18 protein-coding genes are annotated in these 19,928 nt (G+C 61.9%); 12 read left to right on the forward strand and 6 right to left on the reverse strand.

The annotated features are described in order from the left end of the window. The gene (locus tag PSH91_RS25435) at positions 1–2,913 is read right to left on the reverse strand and encodes an aminotransferase (RefSeq protein ID WP_305466922.1); all 2,913 of its coding nucleotides are present in this window, start codon (positions 2,911–2,913) and stop codon (positions 1–3) included. 190 nt (positions 2,914–3,103) lie between these two features. Between PSH91_RS25435 and rfbB the strand changes: the two genes are divergently transcribed. The 7 genes from rfbB to PSH91_RS25470 are packed head-to-tail and all read left to right on the forward strand — an operon-like array spanning position 3,104 to position 10,209. After that, positions 3,104–4,186 carry a dTDP-glucose 4,6-dehydratase gene (rfbB, locus tag PSH91_RS25440; protein WP_305466923.1) on the forward strand — a complete coding sequence of 361 codons (1,083 nt, stop codon included), beginning with the start codon at positions 3,104–3,106 and terminating at the stop codon, positions 4,184–4,186. Next, the gene (gene rfbA / locus PSH91_RS25445) at positions 4,183–5,058 is read left to right on the forward strand and encodes a glucose-1-phosphate thymidylyltransferase RfbA (protein ID WP_047226864.1); all 876 of its coding nucleotides are present in this window, start codon (positions 4,183–4,185) and stop codon (positions 5,056–5,058) included. The genes rfbB and rfbA overlap by 4 nt, the downstream gene beginning before the upstream one ends. Beyond that, a complete protein-coding gene (gene rfbC / locus PSH91_RS25450; RefSeq protein ID WP_047226863.1) occupies positions 5,055–5,600 on the forward strand; it encodes a dTDP-4-dehydrorhamnose 3,5-epimerase in 546 nt (181 codons plus the stop codon). Before rfbA ends, rfbC begins: the two co-directional genes overlap by 4 nt. Then, entirely contained in the window at positions 5,597–6,478 is an 882-nt protein-coding gene (gene rfbD / locus PSH91_RS25455; protein WP_305466924.1) for a dTDP-4-dehydrorhamnose reductase, read from the forward strand. The genes rfbC and rfbD overlap by 4 nt, the downstream gene beginning before the upstream one ends. Positions 6,479–6,514: 36 nt before the next feature. Beyond that, the gene (locus PSH91_RS25460) at positions 6,515–8,323 is read left to right on the forward strand and encodes an ATP-binding protein (RefSeq protein ID WP_305466925.1); all 1,809 of its coding nucleotides are present in this window, start codon (positions 6,515–6,517) and stop codon (positions 8,321–8,323) included. Continuing rightward, positions 8,320–9,708 carry a sigma-54 dependent transcriptional regulator gene (locus tag PSH91_RS25465; RefSeq protein WP_305466926.1) on the forward strand — a complete coding sequence of 463 codons (1,389 nt, stop codon included), beginning with the start codon at positions 8,320–8,322 and terminating at the stop codon, positions 9,706–9,708. Before PSH91_RS25460 ends, PSH91_RS25465 begins: the two co-directional genes overlap by 4 nt. Before the next feature lie 45 nt (positions 9,709–9,753). After that, a complete protein-coding gene (locus PSH91_RS25470; protein WP_173406436.1) occupies positions 9,754–10,209 on the forward strand; it encodes a YiiD C-terminal domain-containing protein in 456 nt (151 codons plus the stop codon). Positions 10,210–10,355: 146 nt separating this feature from the next. Here PSH91_RS25470 and cysQ read toward each other — a convergent pair whose 3' ends face one another. Next, positions 10,356–11,183: a 3'(2'),5'-bisphosphate nucleotidase CysQ gene (gene cysQ / locus PSH91_RS25475; protein ID WP_107323082.1), complete on the reverse strand. Its 828-nt coding sequence runs from the start codon at positions 11,181–11,183 to the stop codon at positions 10,356–10,358. Further along, complete coding sequence (nudE, locus tag PSH91_RS25480; RefSeq protein ID WP_160894030.1) at positions 11,180–11,746, reverse strand: ADP compounds hydrolase NudE; 567 nt, start codon at positions 11,744–11,746, stop codon at positions 11,180–11,182. Before nudE ends, cysQ begins: the two co-directional genes overlap by 4 nt. Before the next feature lie 88 nt (positions 11,747–11,834). On the opposite strand from nudE, the gene yrfG reads away from it, so the two are divergent. Then, positions 11,835–12,497, forward strand: a complete 663-nt coding sequence (yrfG, locus tag PSH91_RS25485; RefSeq protein ID WP_047226857.1) for a GMP/IMP nucleotidase — start codon at positions 11,835–11,837, stop codon at positions 12,495–12,497. 112 nt (positions 12,498–12,609) lie between these two features. Here the strand turns inward: yrfG and lysM are convergent, their stop codons facing one another. After that, a complete protein-coding gene (lysM, locus tag PSH91_RS25490; protein ID WP_047226856.1) occupies positions 12,610–13,059 on the reverse strand; it encodes a peptidoglycan-binding protein LysM in 450 nt (149 codons plus the stop codon). 136 nt (positions 13,060–13,195) lie between these two features. Between lysM and PSH91_RS25495 the strand changes: the two genes are divergently transcribed. The 4 genes from PSH91_RS25495 (at position 13,196) to PSH91_RS25510 (ending at position 18,108) form a co-directional block, all read left to right on the forward strand. Then, positions 13,196–14,083 carry a LysR family transcriptional regulator gene (locus PSH91_RS25495; RefSeq protein ID WP_047226855.1) on the forward strand — a complete coding sequence of 296 codons (888 nt, stop codon included), beginning with the start codon at positions 13,196–13,198 and terminating at the stop codon, positions 14,081–14,083. Between the two features lie 93 nt (positions 14,084–14,176). Continuing rightward, on the forward strand, positions 14,177–15,016 hold the full coding sequence (fdhD, locus tag PSH91_RS25500; protein WP_047226854.1) for a formate dehydrogenase accessory sulfurtransferase FdhD: 840 nt from the start codon (positions 14,177–14,179) through the stop codon (positions 15,014–15,016). After that, positions 15,013–17,361, forward strand: a complete 2,349-nt coding sequence (locus tag PSH91_RS25505; RefSeq protein ID WP_047226853.1) for an FdhF/YdeP family oxidoreductase — start codon at positions 15,013–15,015, stop codon at positions 17,359–17,361. The genes fdhD and PSH91_RS25505 overlap by 4 nt, the downstream gene beginning before the upstream one ends. Positions 17,362–17,622: 261 nt before the next feature. After that, a complete protein-coding gene (locus PSH91_RS25510; RefSeq protein ID WP_047226852.1) occupies positions 17,623–18,108 on the forward strand; it encodes a glycine zipper domain-containing protein in 486 nt (161 codons plus the stop codon). 86 nt (positions 18,109–18,194) lie between these two features. Here PSH91_RS25510 and PSH91_RS25515 read toward each other — a convergent pair whose 3' ends face one another. Beyond that, positions 18,195–18,614 (reverse strand): thioesterase family protein, encoded by a 420-nt coding sequence (locus PSH91_RS25515; protein WP_047226851.1) that lies wholly within the window; start codon positions 18,612–18,614, stop codon positions 18,195–18,197. A gap of 39 nt (positions 18,615–18,653) precedes the next feature. After that, the gene (locus PSH91_RS25520) at positions 18,654–19,895 is read right to left on the reverse strand and encodes a 3-hydroxyacyl-CoA dehydrogenase (protein ID WP_305466927.1); all 1,242 of its coding nucleotides are present in this window, start codon (positions 19,893–19,895) and stop codon (positions 18,654–18,656) included. Positions 19,896–19,928 lie beyond the last annotated feature (33 nt).

Raw genomic sequence — 19,928 nt, forward strand, 5'->3', positions numbered from 1 at the left:
TCAAAGCCCCTCGTCCAACACCTTCGCCAACATATCGACAAAGAAATCCACGCTCTGGCGGGTGGTGACCATCGGCGGTTTGATCTTGAGGATGTTCAGGTAGTCGCCGGTCGGTTGCATGAAAATACCCAGCTCCCGCAGGCGATTGCACAGCGCCGTGGTTTCTTCGGTGGCCGGCTCGAGGGTGTCGAGGTTGCGGATCAGTTCCACGCCCAGGTAAAAACCGGAGCCATGCACCGCACCGACCAACGGATATCGGTCGATCAAAGCTTGCAGGCGGGCCTTGAAATGCCCACCCACTGCCCGGGCGTTTTCCCACAGTTTTTCTTCTTCCATGACGTCCAGCACGGCCATGCCGATCTGGCAACTGACCGGGCTGCCGCCGGCTGACGAGAAAAAATACCCTTCTGCTTCCAGCGCCTCGGCGATTTCCCGGCGGGTGATGACCGCTCCCAGCGGCTGGCCGTTACCCATGCCCTTGGCCATGGTGATGATGTCCGGTACTACATCCTGTTCTTCGAAGCCCCAGAAAAATTCTCCCATGCGCCCGTAGCCGACTTGCACTTCGTCAGCGATGCAGACGCCGCCGCGCTCGCGCACCAGCGCGTAGACCTGCTTCAGATACCCCGGCGGCAGTGCGATCCCGCCAGCATTGCCGTACACCGGTTCGCAGATGAAGCCGGCGAGCTGGCGCTTGTGTTCGGCGATTTTTGCCAGGTTGTGCTCGACGCTGCGCAGGTAGTCCGGCGCGCTGTTGGGGCCGCGGAATTCACCGCGATAAGTGTTTGGCGCGGTCACCGGATGCACCCAATCCGGGCGACTGCTCAGGGCCTGAGGGTTGTCGGCAATGGACGTCGAGACCGCATCGGCCGCTACCGACCAGCCGTGATAGGCCTCCAGCACACTGAGCATGTCCCGGCCGCCGCTGTAGGCCCAGGCCAGGCGGATCGCCAGGTCGTTGGCCTCGGTGCCACTGTTGACCAGAAATACCCGATCCATGCCGGGCGGCGCCAGCGCCAGCAAGCGCTCGGAAAATTCGGCAATCGCGGCATAGTGAAAGCGGGAGTTGGTGTTGAGCAGCGACCACTGCCGGGCGGCCACCGCGGCCATGCGCGGATGCCCGTGCCCCAGTACCGCGACGTTGTTGAGCATGTCCAGGTAGGAGCGGCCCTGCATGTCGATCAGGTGATTGCGCCAGCCGCGCTCAATGCGCGGCGGATCAACGTAATAGTGCTTCTGCGAACGGGCAAAGCTCGCATCGCGACGGGCCAGCAACTGTTGGGGGTCGATCTCTGGCTCGGCATCACAGGCCAGTCCCAGCAGCACCGCTGGTGAGGGGCAGAGCGCCTGCCAGGCCGGCGCCCTGGATGGCGTGCAGAACAACGGCGGATTGAGCTGAGCGCCACGACACAACTGCACCCGCAACGGTCCATCGACTTCGCCCAAGACCTGGCCCTTGACCAGCGCAGCCCCGGAATGCAGCGGCGATGTCACGCCCCACAGCCGAATGCTCAGTTGCACGCTGTCCAGTTGCAACATGCCGTCGGCGGCTTTGTGCACCACCCCGGCGAACGGCGATTCCAGCGGCGTGCCCCGCGGCACCTGCAACTCTACGTGTAATGGATAAGTATCCGGTTCAACGGCGCTGTCCGGCCGGGTCCGAGACAATCGGTACTGCCCGTAGCGGCTGGCGGCCAATCCATGGACCGCGGCGGCTTCGCTCAGCAGACGCTGGTCGATCCCCTCCTGCTCCCAGTTACCGGCTTCGAAATGCGGGCTCAGGACACCCAGGTCGATCAGGGCGAACTCGCGGCCCACCAAGGTCGGCAACAGCGGCACAAAGCCTTCACTGGCAACGGGTGGCAGATGGTGGCCCACGGACGTGAGGATCGCCGCTTCCATCAGTTCGAACGGGACCGACTGAGCAATCCGGAAAATCTCCCACTCATGGTCCAGGTTGTCGCGGCTGTATTGATTTTCCGGGTCAATGGATACCTGCTGTTCACCGCTGAGCACCAGCACGGCAGCGCGGGCAACGATCAGCGGCCAAAGCGCCAGCAGCTCCTCATATTGCAGCGGGTTGAGCGCGTTGTAAGCCTTGATCGCCGGCAGGATGAAAAACGGATCGCCGTCGGCATGGTGCAACAAGGCTGCACAGGTCACCGACAGATCGGTAACGCGCCAGGTGCGGATCAGGTCGCCGAAGTCGATGACGCCCTGCAATTGCCATTGGCGCTGGGCATCGCGCTGCCAGACCACGTTGTCATCGGTGATGTCCATGTGGATCGCCTGCACCGGCAGGCTGGCCTTGAGCGGCTGCAAGCGGCGTTCGGCCTGTTGCGCCGCCTCGGCGATCAGGTTGCGTTCTTGATCATCGTCGATGACGGGCAGCAGATGGCCGACCAGTGCATTGGCGTGGCGGGCGTCCCATTGCAGGGTGCGCTCCAGGCCAGGGTGATCGAACGTGGCCAGCGCCAGGTCGATTTGTGCGCACAAGCGCCCCAGCCCCGTGACCAGTTCAGGTCCCCAATGGTTAAGCTGGGTGAGCGACTGGCCGTCGATGTACTCCAGCAGTCGTACATGAACCGCTTGCCCTGCGAGCTCCAGGGTCAACAGATCCTGGCCATTATTGGCGGCGATCACCCGCGGCACTTTTACCGCGCCGTGCTCGGCCAGGTGCTTGAGGGCGGCATGCTGGGCCTGGAGTTCCTGGACGGCATAGTCACCATGGCAAATCTTCAGCACAAACCGTCCGCGCTCGCTGTCGACGCGATAGTTGAGGTCCTGCTGGCTGCCCAAGGGTCGCAGGTCACCGCTGAGTCCGTAATTCGAGCGCAGCAGCACCAGCGCCTGTTCGGCACTGATCTGTGGGCTTGGCAAACTGGCACGGTGAACCAACGTAGCGAGTGGCATACAACGACCCCTGAGGTGGTTTTATCGGATGTCTATCTCGCCATTGAGTCGGGGGATAAGCAACCCCTTTGCCGCAGGTGAATTGCCAAGCGCGTGAGCGTGCCCGGAAATATCCTGCTTGCACCGCCCTCGCCATGCCGACAAGCTATGCTCCAATGCTTTGTTGTTCCACGGAAAAAGGCTTGATCGGATGCGCATTCTCATCACTGGCGGTGCCGGTTTTATCGGCTCGGCGCTTATACGGCACTTGATCCTGGATACCGGACATCAGGTCCTGAACCTCGACAAGCTGACCTATGCCGGCAATCTCGAATCGCTGAGCAGCATCGAGCACGACAGCCGCTACGAGTTCGTCCAGGCCGATATCGTCGATCAACCGACGGTCAGTGCGATACTGGCAAGGTTCAAGCCTGAGGCCATCATGCATCTGGCGGCCGAGTCCCACGTCGACCGTTCCATCGACGGCCCGGCGGACTTCATCCAGACCAATATCGTGGGCACCTACAGCCTGCTGGAAGCCACCCGCGCCTATTGGCAGACCCTGGCCGAGCCGCAGAAGCGCGCGTTTCGTTTCCATCACATTTCCACCGACGAAGTGTATGGCGACCTGCACGGCGTGGATGATTTGTTCACCGAAACCACCGCCTACGCCCCCAGCTCGCCGTACTCGGCGAGCAAGGCGGCTTCCGACCATCTGGTACGCGCCTGGCAACGCACTTACGGCTTGCCCGTGCTGCTGACCAACTGCTCCAACAACTATGGGCCGTTTCACTTTCCCGAGAAGCTGATTCCGCTGGTGATCCTCAATGCCCTGGCCGGCAAGCCGTTGCCGGTATACGGCGACGGCCAGCAAGTGCGCGACTGGCTGTACGTCGAAGACCATGCCCGGGCGCTGCTCAAGGTCGTGACCGAAGGTGCCGTGGGCGAGACCTACAACATCGGCGGCCATAATGAACAGAAGAACATCGACGTGGTGCGCGGCATCTGCGCCCTGCTCGAAGAACTGGCGCCCCACAAGCCCGACGGCGTGGAGCACTATGCCGACCTGATCACCTTCGTCAAAGACCGCCCCGGCCACGACCTGCGCTACGCCATCGATGCCGGCAAGATCGAGCGTGAACTGGGCTGGACGCCCCGGGAAACCTTCGAGACCGGCCTGCGTAAAACCGTGCAGTGGTACCTCGAAAACCTGCTGTGGTGCAGACGTGTCCAGGACGGTAGCTATCAGGGCGAGCGCCTGGGCTCGCTCGACAACAAGGATGCGATTGCATGATGAAAGGCATTGTTCTGGCCGGCGGCTCCGGCACCCGACTGCACCCGATTACCCTTGGGGTTTCCAAGCAGTTACTACCGGTTTACGACAAGCCGATGATCTATTACCCGATTTCGGTGCTGATGCTCGCCGGCATCAAGGACATCCTGGTGATTTCTACCCCTCAGGACTTGCCGCAATACCGCAATCTGTTGGGCGACGGCAGTCAATTTGGCGTGCAATTTCACTACGCCGAGCAGCCATCGCCCGATGGCCTGGCCCAGGCGTTTCTGATCGGCGAGCAATTTATCGGCAACGATCCGGTGTGCCTGATCCTGGGCGACAACATTTTTCACGGGCAGCATTTCGGCGAACAACTGCAGACGGCCGCCACCCGGCAGACGGGCGCAACGGTATTCGGTTACTGGGTCAAAGACCCTGAGCGTTTTGGCGTGATCGATTTCGATGCTCAAGGGCGGGCCATTTCCATTGAAGAAAAACCTACCGCGCCCAAATCCAGCTACGCGGTAACCGGCCTGTATTTCTACGATAACGACGTGATCCAGATCGCCAAGACCATCAAACCGTCCAAACGAGGCGAACTGGAAATCACCGACGTCAACAACGCCTACCTGCACCGCGGCGACCTGCACGTCGAGCGTTTCGGCCGTGGTTTCGCCTGGCTGGACACCGGCACCCACGACAGCCTGCTGGAGGCTTCGCAATATGTGCAAACCATCGAGCACCGCCAAGGTTTGAAAGTCGCTTGCCTGGAAGAAATTGCCTACCAACAGGGCTGGGTCAGCCGCGAGCACATCCTTGAGCGCGCCCAGTACTTTGGCAAGACCGGCTACGGCCAATACCTGTTCCAGATCGCTGGAGAGACACGTTGAACGTCATCGCCACCCGCCTGCCTGAAGTCCTGATCATCGAACCGAAGGTTTTCGGTGATGATCGCGGCTTTTTCTATGAGAGTTTCAACGCTCGGGCGTTCGCCGAGGCCACCGGCTGCGCGTTGCAGTTCGTCCAGGATAACCACTCGCGCTCGGCCAGGGGCGTGTTGCGCGGCCTGCATTATCAGATCGAACAGGCCCAGGGAAAACTGGTGCGGGTCATTGCCGGGGAAGTGCTCGACGTGGCGGTGGACATTCGCCGCAGTTCGGCCACTTTCGGGCAATGGGTGGGCGTACGCCTGTCAGCGCAGAACCATCGGCAACTGTGGGTCCCGCCAGGCTTCGCCCATGGCTTCGTCGTGCTCAGCGATTGCGCTGATTTCCTCTACAAGACCACCGACTACTACGCGCCCTCTGCCGAGCGCTGCATTCGCTGGGACGACCCGGACCTGGCCATCGACTGGGAACTGGAGAGTGCGCCGATCCTCTCACCCAAGGACCAGGCCGGCAAGGCTCTGCACGAGGCCGACCTGTTCCCATGAGTACCTCCTTGCGCATCCTGATCATCGGCCAGAACGGCCAGGTCTCCCGAGCACTCCAGTCGCGCCTGGCCGGCATGGCTGAGTTGATCGTGCGCGGCAGCGACCAACTCGACCTGGCGCGCCCCGATCACCTTCGTTCGCCCATCACTGCCCTGCGGCCTGACCTGATCATCAACGCCGCCGCCCACACCGCCGTCGACCAGGCCGAGAGCGAACCGGAACGGACCTTCGCCATCAATGCCACGGCGCCGGGCGTCCTGGCTCAAGTGGCGGTCGAGTTGGGTGTCCCGCTGATCCACTACTCCACCGATTACGTCTTCGATGGCCGCAAGCCTGAGCCCTACACCGAGACCGACTCGCCCAACCCGCTGAGTGTCTATGGGCGCAGCAAGCTGGCCGGCGAGGACGCCATTCGCCACGTCGCCGGGCAGCACCTGATTTTGCGCACCAGTTGGGTGTACTCCAACGAAGGCCGCAACTTCCTGTTGACCATGCAACGCCTGCTGCAGGAAAAATCGCACCTGCGGGTGGTGGACGATCAGATCGGCGCACCGACCTGGGCCGGGACTATCGCCGACAGCACCGCCCACTTGATTGAACGTTGGCAGGCCGGCCGGTGCGGCGCCTGGGGGACTTACCACCTGACGGCGCAGGGTGAAACGTCCTGGTTCGGCTTTGCCCAGGCCATCGGCGAGCACCTGATCGAGCAGCACAAACCCTGCGCGGTGCTTGAGCCCATCCCCTCCAGTGCTTACCCGACCCCGGCCCCACGCCCGCTGAACTCGCGTCTGGATTGCACACGCCTGCTTCAGCAATGGGGTGTAAGTCAGCCAGACTGGCAAAGCGCGCTGCACCAGTGCCTTGCCGCCGGACACTAGGCATAATGCGCCTGTCCCCACAGGCGCCTGATGCTCATGAATTCCACTCTTCCCCGCAGACCCCGCTGGCGCAGCCTGGCCTTGCTTGCGCTGTGCCTGGCGCCGTTGCTGTGGCCGCTGGAACATCTGGCCGAGCGTTACTACCGCAGTGAACTGGCTGGGCAGAACCGCCAGACCCTCGATCTCTACGTCGCCAACCTGTTGGGCACCCTGCACCGCTATGAAGTGCTGCCACAGATTCTCGGTGAGCTGCCGGCCCTGCGCGCCACTTTACTGGCACCGGACGACGGCATCATCCAGGGCAATGCCAATCGACTGCTGAAAAACATCAGCGCCCAGACCGGCGCAGAAGTCATGTACCTGATGGACCCCACCGGCAAGACCCTCGCGGCATCGAACTGGGATAAACACGACAGTTTCGTCGGACGCAATTTTGCCTTCCGGCCGTATTACATCGAAGCAATGGCCGGGCGGCTGGGACGCTTCTTCGGCTTGGGCACCACCTCGGCCAAGCGCGGTTACTTCTTCGCCGCTGCCGTGCGCGACCGGGAAAAAGTGATCGGCGTACTGGTGGTCAAGGTGGATCTGGACCACACCGAAAGCCTCTGGGGCAAAACCCCCGAACAACTGCTGGTGACCGACCACAACGGCGTGGTGATCCTCACTTCGCGACAAGAATGGCGATTTCGCGCGACCCGCCCCTTAAGTGACGAAGAGCGCCAGTCCATCAGCGCCGTACAGCCCTACCCGACCCGCGACCCCAAGCCGCTGAACCTGGATGCGAACGCCTGGCTGATCCAGACCCAGTCCATTGAGGAGACCCGCTGGAGCGTGAGCATTCTCGCCCCGCGTACCCTGATCGACCGTCAGGTGCGCACCGTGGTGGTCATCGGCGGTGCGGCCTTGCTGGTCCTGATGCTGTTGCTCGGGTTGATGATGCAGCGCCGGCGGCATTACCTGGACCGCATCGCCTTCGAAGGCAAGGCCCGTCAGGAGCTGGAAGGCCGGGTAGCCGAGCGCACCAGTGACCTGGAAGGCCTGAACCGGCGACTCAAGCAAGAGGTGCTGGAACGCGAGCAGGCCCAGCAGGAACTGGTCCGCGCCCAGGATGACCTGGTGCAAGCCGGCAAGCTGTCAGCCCTGGGCACCATGTCGGCCAGCATCAGCCACGAACTCAACCAGCCGCTGGCGGCGATCCGCAGCTATGCCGAAAACGCCGAAATATTGCTCGATCACCAGCGTACCGAGGACGCCCGAGGCAACCTCAAGCTGATCAGTGAGCTGACCGCTCGCATGGCCTCGATCATTGCCCACTTGCGCGCCTTCGCCCGCCGCGACCGTCACGCCCCGGAAAGTGTCGCCCTGCAACCGGCGCTGGACGATGCCCTGGCACTGCTCGCCAAGCGCCGGCGCAGCATGGAAGTGGAACTGATCCGCGACCTGCCGGCCGCCACTTTGTGGGTCGAGGCCGGGGAAACGCGCTTGCGCCAGGTGCTCGGCAACCTGCTGGCCAACGCTCTCGACGCCCTGACTGAAAAAGGCCCGCCGCGCAAACTCTGGCTCAGTGCCGAAGCCACCGAAACCGGCGTCAACCTGTACATCCGCGATAACGGCCCGGGGTTTTGCATGGAAGCCCTTGGTCGCGCGGGCGAGCCCTTCTACACCACCAAGACCCGCACCCAGGGCCTTGGCCTGGGGCTGGCGATTTGCGACACCCTGATGCGCGCCTTCGGCGGTGAACTGTCGTTCGCCAATCACAAGGAAGGCGGCGCCCTGATTACCCTGAAGTTGCGCGCTGGCGCGCCCGGTGTGAGCCTGCAACCGTCCGAGGACCGTAGCGTATGACCATCGATAACCGGATTGAGGTGGTGTTGATCGACGACGATCCCCACTTGCGTCAGGCCTTGAGCCAGACCCTCGACCTGGCCGGCCTGAAGGTCCTGTCCCTGGCCGAGGCCAAAGGCGTGGCCGGGCAACTGTCTCGCGACTGGCCGGGTGTGGTGGTCAGTGACATTCGCATGCCGGGCATCGACGGCCTTGAGTTGCTGAGCGAACTCCATGCCCAGGACCCGGAGCTGCCGGTGTTGCTGATCACCGGCCATGGCGACGTGCCGCTGGCAGTCCAGGCCATGCGCGCCGGAGCCTATGACTTCCTTGAGAAACCTTTCCCCAGCGATCACCTGCTCGACAGCGTGCGCCGGGCCCTGGCCTTGCGGCGCCTGGTAATGGACAACCGCAGCCTGCGCCTGGCCCTGAGCGACCGCCATGAACTCAGCGCCCGGCTCGTCGGCCAATCGCCCTCGATACTGCGCCTGCGCGAGCAGATCGGTGCGTTAGCGGCGACCCGCGCCGATGTGCTGATCCTCGGAGAAACCGGGGCCGGCAAGGAGGTAGTCGCCCGAGCCCTGCACGATCTGTCGGGCCGGCGCAACGGCCCCTTCGTCGCGATCAACGCCGGAGCCCTGGCCGAGTCGGTGGTGGAGAGCGAGCTGTTCGGTCATGAGCCCGGCGCTTTCACCGGCGCGCAGAAGCGCCGCATCGGCAAGTTCGAGTTCGCCAACGGCGGTACGCTGTTTCTCGATGAAATCGAAAGCATGAGCCTGGACGTTCAGGTCAAACTGCTGCGGCTGCTGCAAGAGCGGGTAGTGGAACGACTGGGGGGCAATCAACAGATCCCGCTGGACATCCGCGTCATCGCCGCCACCAAGGAAGACCTGCGTCAGGCCGCTGATCAGGGTCGTTTTCGCGCCGACCTGTATTACCGCCTGAACGTCGCGCCGTTGCGTATCCCCCCGCTGCGTGAACGCGGTGAGGATGCCCTGATGCTGTTCCAGCATTTCGCCGACGAAGCCAGCGCCCGTCACGGCCTGCCGCCCCACGAGTTGCAACCGGCCCAACGGGCATTGCTGCTGCGCCATAGCTGGCCGGGCAACGTGCGAGAATTGCAGAACGCCGCCGAGCGTTTTGCCCTGGGTCTGGAACTGGCCCTGGACAACAGCGCGCCCGACGGTAGCCCCGGTGCCCCGGTCGAAGTGATCAGCGGCGGCTTGAGCGAGCAGGTGGAGAACTTCGAGAAAACCCTGATCGCCGCCGAACTGGCCCGCCCTCACAGCTCGGTGCGCAGCCTCGCCGAAGCCCTGGGCATTCCGCGCAAGACCTTGCACGACAAGTTACGCAAGCATGGGCTGAACTTCGGCGATAGCCAGGGCCATGCCGATGAGTCCGATTGAGTCTGCTTGAGTGATTGCCATCTTCCCTTTCAAAAGAGGCCCTGCATGAACCGCGACAGCCGCTACCTGGAATCGATCCTGCACCACGACATCCCGTTGACGCGGGACATGGGCCTGAAGGTGCTCGACTGGCAGGCCCGGCAACTGCGCCTGTTTTTACCGCTGGAGGCCAACGTCAACCACAAGAGCACCATGTTCGGCGGCAGCCTGTACTGCGGCGCGGTGCTGGGTGGCTGGGGCTGGCTGCACCTGGCCCTGCGCGAAGAGGGCATTGAGGACGGGCATATCGTCATTCAGGAAGGGCAGATCAGCTATCCACTGCCAGTCACGAGGGACGCCACAGTCATTTGCCAGGCTCCCGAAGAAAACGTCTGGAAACGCTTCCTGGCCACCTACCGGCGCTACGGACGCGCACGACTGACCTTGCAGACCCAGGTGATAAATGCCGGGAGCGAAGCACCAGCGGTGCAATTTGTGGGGCAGTACGTGTTGCACCGCTGACCCCCGAGCATCAAAAAAAACCCTGTGGCGAGGGAGCTTGCTCCCGCTCGGCTGCGCAGCAGACGCATTGGGGCCGCTTCGCAGCCCAGGGGGAGCAAGCTCCCTCGCCACAACAACTGTCCCAGGTCCAGCAAGGGGCAGTCGATTCAGGAGCGGGCAAGTTCCAGCAGTTTCCCACGCCACGCCGCCTTTGCCGGCAACGCCAGGAAGGATTCATTCAACAGCGACTCCCGCGGCGGATAGCAGAACGGCTCGCCGCGTAGGTCCAGCACCTCGCCGCCCGCACCCTCCAGCACGCCTTGGGCGGCGGCGGTGTCCCACTGGGACGTCGGCGCCAGTCGCGGATAGCAATCCGCCGCGCCCTCGGCCAGCAGGCAGAATTTCAACGAACTGCCGATGCTGGTCAGTTGCAACTCACCCAGGCTCTCGCTCAAGCCGCCCAAGAGACGCTCTTGCTCCGGGCTGGTATGGCGACGGCTGGCGACCACCGTAAAAGCATCCCCCGGCGCCGGCACGTTACGCACTTCGATCGGCAACGGCTCGCCCCCCTTGTCGCCACGCCAGGCGCCGAACCCCGCGCCACCGACGTAAAAGCGACCATTGGTGGGCATCGACACTACGCCAAACACCACCCGCCCCTGCTCGACCAGTGCGATATTGACGGTGAACTCTTCGCTGCCGGAAATGAACTCCTTGGTGCCGTCCAGCGGGTCCACCAGCCACCAGCGTTGCCAGCCGGCGCGCACGCTTTGCGCAATATTGGCGTCCTCTTCGGAGAGGATTGCAATATCCGGCGCCAACGCGGTCAGCCCGGCCACGATCACATCGTGAGCGGCCATGTCCGCGGCGGTCACCGGCGATGCGTCGGCCTTATGGTTGACCTGCACATTGGCTCGCCAGAACGGCAGGATCGCCTCACCGGCCTTGAGCGCCAGCTCGACCACAGGGGCCATTAGAGGGTGGGGGAAATTCATGACAGGAACGCTCCGCGCTGGGTCAACAGGTCACGGGCCAGGTACAGCGCCGCCAAGGCACGGCCCTCCGTGAATTGAGGGTTTTGCGCCAAGGCCGACAACTCACGCAGGTTGACCTTGTCCACGCGCATCGGCTCAGGCTCGTCGCCTTCCAGCCGCTCTTCATAGAGATCGGTCGCCAGCACCACTTGGATCTTCTGGCTCATGTAGCCGGGGGACAGGGACAGTTCAGTCAGGTGCTCCAATTGACGCGCACCAAAACCGGCCTCTTCTTTAAGCTCCCGCTCAGCCGCCGCCAACACGTCTTCACCCGGCTCAATCAAACCCTTGGGCAGGGACAATTCGTAGGCATCGGTGCCGCCGCAGTATTCTTCCACCAACACGGCGTGATCGGCGTCGAGCATCGCCACGATCATTACCGCGCCGTAACCTGCGCCCTTGCCCGCCAAACGCTCATAGGTGCGCTCCACGCCGTTGGAAAACCGCAGTTTCAGTTCTTCCACGCAAAACAGGCGGCTGGTGGCGACGATCCGTCGATCGAGTATGGTGGGTTTCTGGCGCATAAACGGCTCCCTGGGCGATAGCGGGCTACTATACCCGGCCTATTCTGATTGTTTGTGTCGGATATCCGATTACCGCTGGAGAAGTTTTATGGCCTTGCTGCCCTGGCACGAGATCGATACGGTGCTGCTGGACATGGACGGCACCCTGCTGGACCTGCATTACGACAACCATTTCTGGATGGAACACTTGCCCCAACGCTACGCCGAACTGCATGGCGTGAGCCGGGCCATGGCGGAGCTGGAGTTGCAGCCGCTGTTCGAGCGCAACGCCGGCCAATTGCAGTGGTATTGCCTGGACTTCTGGAGCACCGAGCTGAAACTGCCGGTGCGCGAACTGAAGCTGGAAACCGCGCACCTGATTGCCCTGCGCCCGGACGCCGACACGTTCCTGGCGGCGATCCAGCGGGCGGGTAAACGGGTGGTAATGATCACCAACGCCCATCGCGACTCATTGTCCCTGAAGCTGGAACGCATCGAACTGGCCCCTTACTTCGAACGTTTGATCAGCTCTCACGACTACGGTTTTCCCAAGGAAAGCCCGCAGTTCTGGGATGCCCTGCAAGCCGATCTGAACTTCGACCCGGCCCGCAGCCTGTTTATCGACGACACCTTGCCAGTGCTGCGCAGCGCCCGGGAATTCGGCGTGGCACACCTGCTGGCGGTCAGCGTACCGGACAGCCGCAAAGGGCCGAAGGATACGGGGGAGTTCGAGGCGTTGGGGGATTATCGGGATTTGATTGCCGGGCTTTGATAGCCGGCCGTTTGCATCGCGAGCAGGCTCGCTCTCACAAGGTTCCTTGTTCGCCACAGATCCAGTGTGGGAGCGAGCCTGCTCGCGATGAAGACAATGCGGTCCTCAAGCTTTATTCGGGAATGCGCAGCACCTGCCCCGGATAGATCTTGTCCGGATGCGACAGCATCGGTTTGTTGGCTTCAAAAATCTTGTTGTACTTGTTCGCATCACCATAAACACGCTTGGAAATGGCGCTCAGGGTGTCACCTTTTACGACGGTAACGAACTTGGCCTCAGTGGCCACAGGACCCGTCACGGTGATTTGGTCATCGACTTCACTGATACCGTGCACGTTGCCCAGCGCCAACAAAATCTTTTCTTTCTCTTCCTGGGTCGCGGCTTCACCCGAGGCAATGACTTTTTCGCCCTCGACTTTCACCTGGATCTTTGAAGTATCAATGCCTGTCAGCGCCTCCTTTACGTGATTGGTCAGCGCTTCGCTGTTGGCCTGTGCCTTGTCGGGCGTCAGTGCATCAAGAATTTTCTCACCGGCATCTTTCAAAAAACTGAAAAGGCTCATCGTGTTCTCTCCATAGGTTTAAGTGTCCAGACGCAAAAGCCTAGACCAAGCCAAACGAACCCGGTTCCCAGCCGACCAATGACCCTGCCGCGCACAAAGCGCTAGAATCCCAACCTTCCCGCGCCCTGGAACGAAGATGGACATCAAGCAGCTGAAATTTCTCATCGCGCTCGACGAAACCCGCCACTTCGGCCAGGCGGCCGCGCGCTGCCACATCACCCAACCGACCCTGTCAATGCGCCTGCGCAGCCTTGAAGAAGAGCTGGGCCTGCCACTGGTCAATCGAGGCCAGCGCTTTGAAGGTTTCACCGCTCCCGGGGAGCGGGTGTTGGCCTGGGCACGCACGGTCATGGCGGCCTATGACGGTCTACAGGCCGAAGCGGCGGCCTGCCGTGGCAACCTGGTGGGTACCCTGCGCCTGGGAGTGGTGCCATTGTCGGACTTCGATCCGTTGTCGATGATGCAGCGGCTGCACAGCGAGCACCCTAACCTGCATTTCGAATTGTCATCCTTAAGCTCCGAACGCATCCTCGAACAACTGGCGAACAACCGCATCGACCTGGGCATTTCCTATCTGGAGCGCCTGGACACCGAGCGCTTCGACGCCCTGCCCTTCAACCATACGCGCATGGGCTTGCTCTTTGACCAGCGATACTTCTATTTCGGCGAGCAGCCGCTGAGCTGGGAAGCGCTGATCGAGTTGCCCCTGGGCATGCTCACCAGCGGCATGCATTTTCGTCAGTCCATCGACCACAACTTCCACAGTCGGGGCCTCACACCCCGCCCTCTGCTGCAAACCGACGCGGTGCATCAATTGTTACAAGCCGTACACGGCGGACTGTGTTGCGCCGTGATGCCGATGAACAGTGGCCTGGGTATGCTGACCCGAGACTTGCGCATCCAGCCCATCGAAGACGCGCAAACTCTGGTCCCGCTGGGTCTGATCATGCGCCGCGGCGCTCCACGCTCGGCTTTGGCGGAAGCTTGCTTCGCCCTCTATCAGAAATCATCAACGACATCTTGATCGACGTCATCTATTGATAGATCAGTAATAGCGATTAGACGTGGCAGATTGCCGCATTTAGTCTTATCACTATTCCCACTGTCAGTGATGCCTATGAACGACAAGCCTCCGGTCTGTTCTGCGCCTGCGGAGAAAATACCCGCGCCAGCCGCCAGCCAGAGCTATCGCTACTGCAACCTGGACCATTCCCAATCGGACAGCACCGCGCTGGCCGAGGAAGTGGCGCTGGCGATCGCCTATAACGGCATCAGTCAGGCTGTCATGCTGGTCACGCCGTCTGACCTTGAAGACTTCATCGTCGGCTTCAGCCTAGGCAGCGGCATCATTGAATACCCTGCGGACATCTATGACGTGCAACTGAGCGGCGACGGTTCTGCGCAATACGCCCAGGTAACCATCGCCAACCGCGCCTTCTGGAACCTCAAGCAACAACGCCGACAACTGGCCGGCACCAGCGGCTGCGGGCTTTGCGGGGTGGAAGCGGTGGAGCAGGCATTACCGAACCTCAAGGCACTGCCCGGCACGCCACTGCCACCGGCCCAGTGGCTCGAAGGCCTGCGTCAACGCATCGGCCAGTTCCAGCCCCTGGGCCAGCATTGCGGCGCGGTCCACGCGGCGCTGTTCATGAACGCCCAAGGCCAATTGCTGCTGGGACGCGAAGATATCGGCCGGCACAACGCGCTCGACAAACTGATCGGCGCGCTGATCCGGCAACAGATCCCGGTGAACGGAGGCGTGGCGATCGTCACCAGTCGTTGCAGCCTCGAATTGATCCAGAAAGTGTTGCGCGCCGGCATCCAGACCCTGGTCAGCCTGTCGTCACCCACCGGCCTTGCCGTGCAGTGGGCCCGCCAGCACAACCTCAATCTCATCCACCTGCCGCAGAAAAGTGCGCCGCGGGTCTATAGCCCTGCGATGGAGAATCAAGCGTGAGCAATCATCAACAAGCCGATCAGAAACCCGTACCGCGCTACAAGCCCTACAAGGGTCCGGCCGGTGGTTGGGGCGCGCTGATCAGCGTCGCCCAGGCCTGGCTGACCAGCGACAATGCGCTGAAGAACCTGCGCATGATGCTCAAGACCAACCAGAACGGCGGCTTTGACTGCCCAGGCTGTGCCTGGGGCGACTCGCCGGAAAGCGGCATGGTCAAGTTCTGCGAGAACGGCGCCAAAGCGGTGAACTGGGAAGCGACCAAGCGCCGTGTCGATGGCGCATTCTTCGCCAAACACAGTGTGACGTCGCTGCTGGAGCAGAGCGACTATTGGCTGGAATACCAGGGGCGCCTGACCGAGCCACTGAGCTACGACGCCGAAACCGACCGCTACAAACCCATCAGTTGGGAAGCGGCATTTGCCCTGATCGGCAAACACTTGCAGGGGCTCTCCAGCCCGAACCAGGCTGAGTTCTATACCTCGGGCCGGGCCAGCAACGAAGCAGCCTACCTCTATCAGTTGTTCGTGCGCGCCTACGGCACCAACAACTTTCCCGACTGCTCGAACATGTGCCATGAAGCCAGTGGCGTGGCGCTGTCTCAGAGTGTCGGCGTAGGCAAAGGCACCGTGACTTTCGACGATTTCGAACACGCCGACGCGATTTTCGTCTGGGGCCAGAACCCGGGCACCAACCATCCACGCATGCTCGAACCGCTGCGCGAAGCAGTGAAACGCGGCGCCCAAGTGGTGTGCATCAACCCGCTCAAGGAGCGTGGCCTGGAGCGTTTCCAGCACCCACAAAACCCGATCGAGATGCTTACCAACGGGGACAAACCGACCAACTCCGCCTATTTCCGTCCGGCCCTGGGTGGCGACATGGCCGTGCTGCGGGGCATGGCCAAGTTCCTGCTGCAATGGGAACGTGAGGCGCAAAACACCGGCGCTGCTGCAGTGTTCGACCACGCGTTCCTGAACGAACACAGCATCGACGTACTGGATTACCTGGCCGTGGTCGATGACACGCCATGGGAGCAGATCGTTGAGCAGTCGGGCTTGACCCTGGTCGAGATCGAACAAGCGGCGCGCATGTACGCCATCAGCAAGAACGTGATCATGTGCTGGGCGATGGGCATCACCCAACATCGCCATTCGGTGGCGACCATCCAGGAAATCGCCAACCTGATGCTGCTGCGCGGCAACATCGGCCGGCCGGGCGCCGGTCTGTGCCCGGTTCGCGGCCACAGTAACGTGCAGGGCGACCGGACCATGGGCATCAACGAGCGTCCGCCGGCGGCGTTCCTTGACTCGCTGGAGCGTCGCTTCCAGTTCAAGGTGCCGCGCGAGAATGGCCACAACGTGGTCGAAGCGATCCACGCCATGGCTGACGGCCGGGCGAAGGTCTTCATCGCTCTGGGCGGCAACTTCGCCCAGGCCACCCCGGACAGTGATCGGACGTTCCAGGCCTTGGGCAACTGCGACCTGACTGTGCAGATCAGCACCAAGCTCAACCGCAGCCATCTGGCTCATGGAAAAGAGGCGCTGATCCTACCGTGCCTGGGCCGTACCGACATCGACCTGCAAGTCGAAGGCGCACAAGCGGTGACCGTGGAAGACTCCTTCAGCATGGTCCATGCATCCAATGGCCAATTGCAGCCGCTGTCGAACCAGATGCGTTCCGAGCCCTGGATCATTGCCGGCATCGCCGCCGCCACACTGGGCCACCATCCGGTGGACTGGAACTGGCTGGTGGCGGACTACAACCGCATCCGCGACCTGATCGCCGATACCATCCCGGGGTTCAAAGACTTCAACGAAAAGCTCCAGAACCCCGGCGGCTTCTATCTGGGCAACAGCGCCGGTGCACGTCGCTGGAACACCGCCTCAGGCCGCGCCAACTTCAAGCCCAACCGGCTGCCGACCGACCTGGTGCATGAGCGCACTCGCGCCACCGGGCAGTTGCCTGACCTGATCATGCAGTCCATGCGCTCCCACGATCAGTACAACACCACCATCTATGGCCTCGATGACCGCTATCGCGGCGTGAAGGGCCAGCGTGACGTGTTGTTCGTCAACGAAGCGGACATCATTCGACTGGGCTTCAAACCTGGGCAGAAGGCCGACATCGTCTCGCTCTGGGATGACGGCCGCGAGCGACGGGTCAAAGGCTTTACCCTGTTGGCATTTGACATTCCCGCCGGACAGGCCGCCGCCTATTACCCTGAAGTGAATCCGTTGGTGCCGTTGGAGAGCACCGGCGACGGCAGCCATACCCCGACTTCGAAATTCGTGGCGATCCGTCTGGAAGCGGCGAGCGAGAATGGGCTGATTCTGGCCAAGTCGGCCTGACACAACGTGCCAGGCGATTAGGTTGTGTGGGAGCAAGGCTTGGCTCCCACAATCCTACTTTTCAATCGCCCACAAAAAAGGCCGTTTTCCATAGAAAACGGCCTATCCGAAGTAGCTAAAGACCGGCGAAAATCTATTAAGTTCCGCCCAAAAAACAATAACTTATCGAATTGTGCACAAGTCGTGTTACTCGTCGGATTTCGATTGTAACCAAGCGAAGCCAGCCTCAGGATCGCGCCGTCATCCCTTTGAGGCTCCTCTATGAAGTTCTCCTCGATTCTCTTGTTGTCCCTTGGCCTGATCAGTGGCGCAGCCTCTGCCGGTGGCACCACCGAAGCAGGCGTGGGCGGCGCATTGGGCGGGGTTCTGGGTTCTGTGGTCGGCCAGTCCTTGGGCGGCAACACCGGGTCCACCATCGGCGCAGCCTTGGGTGGCGCGGGTGGCAGTGCGGTCGGTGCGGACAAACGCAGCCGCGGCGAAGCAGCGATTGGCGGTGCGCTGGGCGCAGCCGGCGGTAACGTGGTCGGCCGTAGCGTAGGCGGCACCACCGGCAGCCTGATCGGTGCAGCAGCAGGCGGCGGCGCTGGCGGTGCACTGGGCAACTATATGGGCAAGGACGATGACGACGATCGTCGTTATGACGGTCGCCGTGGTGATCGCCGCTACTACCGTGACGGCCATCCAGGTCGTGGCCATGCCTACGGGCATCGCAAGCACAAGCACAAACATCGCTATCACGACGATTGATCACTGGCTCTAACCAGTAGTCGATAGAAAATCGCAGTCTTCGTCAGCGCTTCTCAAGCGTCTGACAGGAGACTGCGATTTTTCGTTTAAATCACCAGCCGTTCCAAAGCGGCGCGCAACCGATCCGGAATCGCCACTGGCCGATTCGAAGACCGCTCCACAAAAACATGCACAAAGCGCCCCGCCGCGCAGGCCTCCTCCTCCCCCGCCTTGAACACCGCCAGCTCATACTGCACTGAACTGCTGCCCAGCTTCCCCACCCGCAGACCGATTTCAATCCGGTCGGGAAAGGCGATCGAGGCAAAGTAGTCGCAAGCCGAACTCACCACGAACCCCACCACCTCCCCATCGTGGATATCGAGGCCGCCGACCTCGATCAGATAAGTGTTCACCGCCGTGTCGAAAAAACTGTAATAAGTCACGTTGTTGACGTGACCGTACACGTCGTTATCGTGCCAGCGTGTGGTGATCGGTTGCAGGTGCGGGTATTCGCTACGTTGGGGCATCAGGTGTCCTTTACGGTTGCTCAATGGTTCATGCGTTGTTCAGGATTTTGAGGCCTGGTGTTGTGCGAATCCCTTGCCCTGGGCCGCCAGCTCCCCGATCAGACGCGCGGGCTTCCAGTGGGCCCCCTGCTTCGTTTCGAGTTCCAGCAGCCGTGCATGGATGTCTTCAAGTCCCTGATGGTCGGCCCAGGCCATCGGGCCGCCCTTGTCCGCGGGGAAGCCGTAGCCGTTGAGATACACCAGGTCGATGTCATGAGCCGACTCGGCAATACCTTCCTGCAGGATTTTCGCGCCCTCATTGACCAGCGCCAGCAAGCAACGCTCGAGGACTTCCTCGGGGCCGATCTCGCGACGCTGAAAACCCAACGTTTCACTGACTCGCTGCACCAGCGCATCGACCTCTACATCATGCTCGGCCTGGCGACTGCCGGCTTCGTAGTGATAGTACCCGTTGCCGCTTTTCTGGCCGAACCGACCCAGTTCGCACAAACGGTTGTCCACTTGCACCTCGGGTGCATCCTGACCTTTGCCCGCCAGTTCCCGAGCGCGCCACTCCAGGTCGATGCCGACGACGTCGTACATGCGAAACGGCCCCATGGCGAAGCCGAAACCCTGCAATGCCGCGTCAACCTGATGGGGAAACGCCCCTTCCAGCAGCATCTTGCGCGCCTCCAGCACATAGGGGTGAAGCATCCGATTGCCGATGAACCCGTGGCAATTGCCCGACACCACGCTGACCTTGCCCATGCGCTTGCCCAATACCAGGGCTGCGTCCAGCACCGCTTTGGAGGTTTGCGCCCCACGAACGATTTCCAGCAACTTCATGATGTGCGCCGGACTGAAGAAGTGCAGACCCAACACCTGGGTGGGGCGGCGGGTGACGGCGGCAATCGCATCGATGTCCAGCGCCGAGGTGTTGCTCGCCAGAATGGCTTGCGGCTTGAGCAAGCCGTCCAGCTCGCGGAAGATCTTCTGCTTGAGCTCAAGGTTCTCGTAAACCGCCTCGATGACCAGATCCACATTGCGGATCGCCGCGTAGTCATCTGCCCGCGTCACCCTGGCGATTCGGGCATCGGCCTCACCCTGGTCGATACGGCCCTGGCGCACGTTGTGGGCATAAGTATCGGCCACGGCAGCCAACGCCTGTTCCAGCATCTGCGGGTTGTTGTCGACCCACTGCACCGTCACGCCGGCGTTGGCCAGGCACATCACGATGCCCCGCCCCATAGTGCCTGCACCGACTACGGCGGCGCGCTGAATATCGAAGGGTGTCTGGCTCATGTTTGCTCTCTTGTTGGCGATCCAAAGACAGCC

This window comes from Pseudomonas sp. FP1154, assembly GCF_030687245.1.
Taxonomy (GTDB): domain Bacteria; phylum Pseudomonadota; class Gammaproteobacteria; order Pseudomonadales; family Pseudomonadaceae; genus Aquipseudomonas; species Aquipseudomonas rhizophila.

Bases quoted from the DNA above. Each gene is read 5' to 3' on its own strand.
- PSH91_RS25435 (WP_305466922.1), bottom strand. From the start codon at position 2,913: ATGCCACTCGCTACGTTGGTTCACCGTGCCAGTTTGCCAAGCCCACAG.
- rfbB (WP_305466923.1), top strand. From the start codon at position 3,104: ATGCGCATTCTCATCACTGGCGGTGCCGGTTTTATCGGCTCGGCGCTT.
- rfbA (WP_047226864.1), top strand. From the start codon at position 4,183: ATGATGAAAGGCATTGTTCTGGCCGGCGGCTCCGGCACCCGACTGCAC.
- rfbD (WP_305466924.1), top strand. From the start codon at position 5,597: ATGAGTACCTCCTTGCGCATCCTGATCATCGGCCAGAACGGCCAGGTC.
- PSH91_RS25460 (WP_305466925.1), top strand. From the start codon at position 6,515: ATGAATTCCACTCTTCCCCGCAGACCCCGCTGGCGCAGCCTGGCCTTG.
- PSH91_RS25465 (WP_305466926.1), top strand. From the start codon at position 8,320: ATGACCATCGATAACCGGATTGAGGTGGTGTTGATCGACGACGATCCC.
- PSH91_RS25470 (WP_173406436.1), top strand. From the start codon at position 9,754: ATGAACCGCGACAGCCGCTACCTGGAATCGATCCTGCACCACGACATC.
- cysQ (WP_107323082.1), bottom strand. From the start codon at position 11,183: ATGAATTTCCCCCACCCTCTAATGGCCCCTGTGGTCGAGCTGGCGCTC.
- nudE (WP_160894030.1), bottom strand. From the start codon at position 11,746: ATGCGCCAGAAACCCACCATACTCGATCGACGGATCGTCGCCACCAGC.
- yrfG (WP_047226857.1), top strand. From the start codon at position 11,835: ATGGCCTTGCTGCCCTGGCACGAGATCGATACGGTGCTGCTGGACATG.
- lysM (WP_047226856.1), bottom strand. From the start codon at position 13,059: ATGAGCCTTTTCAGTTTTTTGAAAGATGCCGGTGAGAAAATTCTTGAT.
- PSH91_RS25495 (WP_047226855.1), top strand. From the start codon at position 13,196: ATGGACATCAAGCAGCTGAAATTTCTCATCGCGCTCGACGAAACCCGC.
- fdhD (WP_047226854.1), top strand. From the start codon at position 14,177: ATGAACGACAAGCCTCCGGTCTGTTCTGCGCCTGCGGAGAAAATACCC.
- PSH91_RS25510 (WP_047226852.1), top strand. From the start codon at position 17,623: ATGAAGTTCTCCTCGATTCTCTTGTTGTCCCTTGGCCTGATCAGTGGC.
- PSH91_RS25515 (WP_047226851.1), bottom strand. From the start codon at position 18,614: ATGCCCCAACGTAGCGAATACCCGCACCTGCAACCGATCACCACACGC.
- PSH91_RS25520 (WP_305466927.1), bottom strand. From the start codon at position 19,895: ATGAGCCAGACACCCTTCGATATTCAGCGCGCCGCCGTAGTCGGTGCA.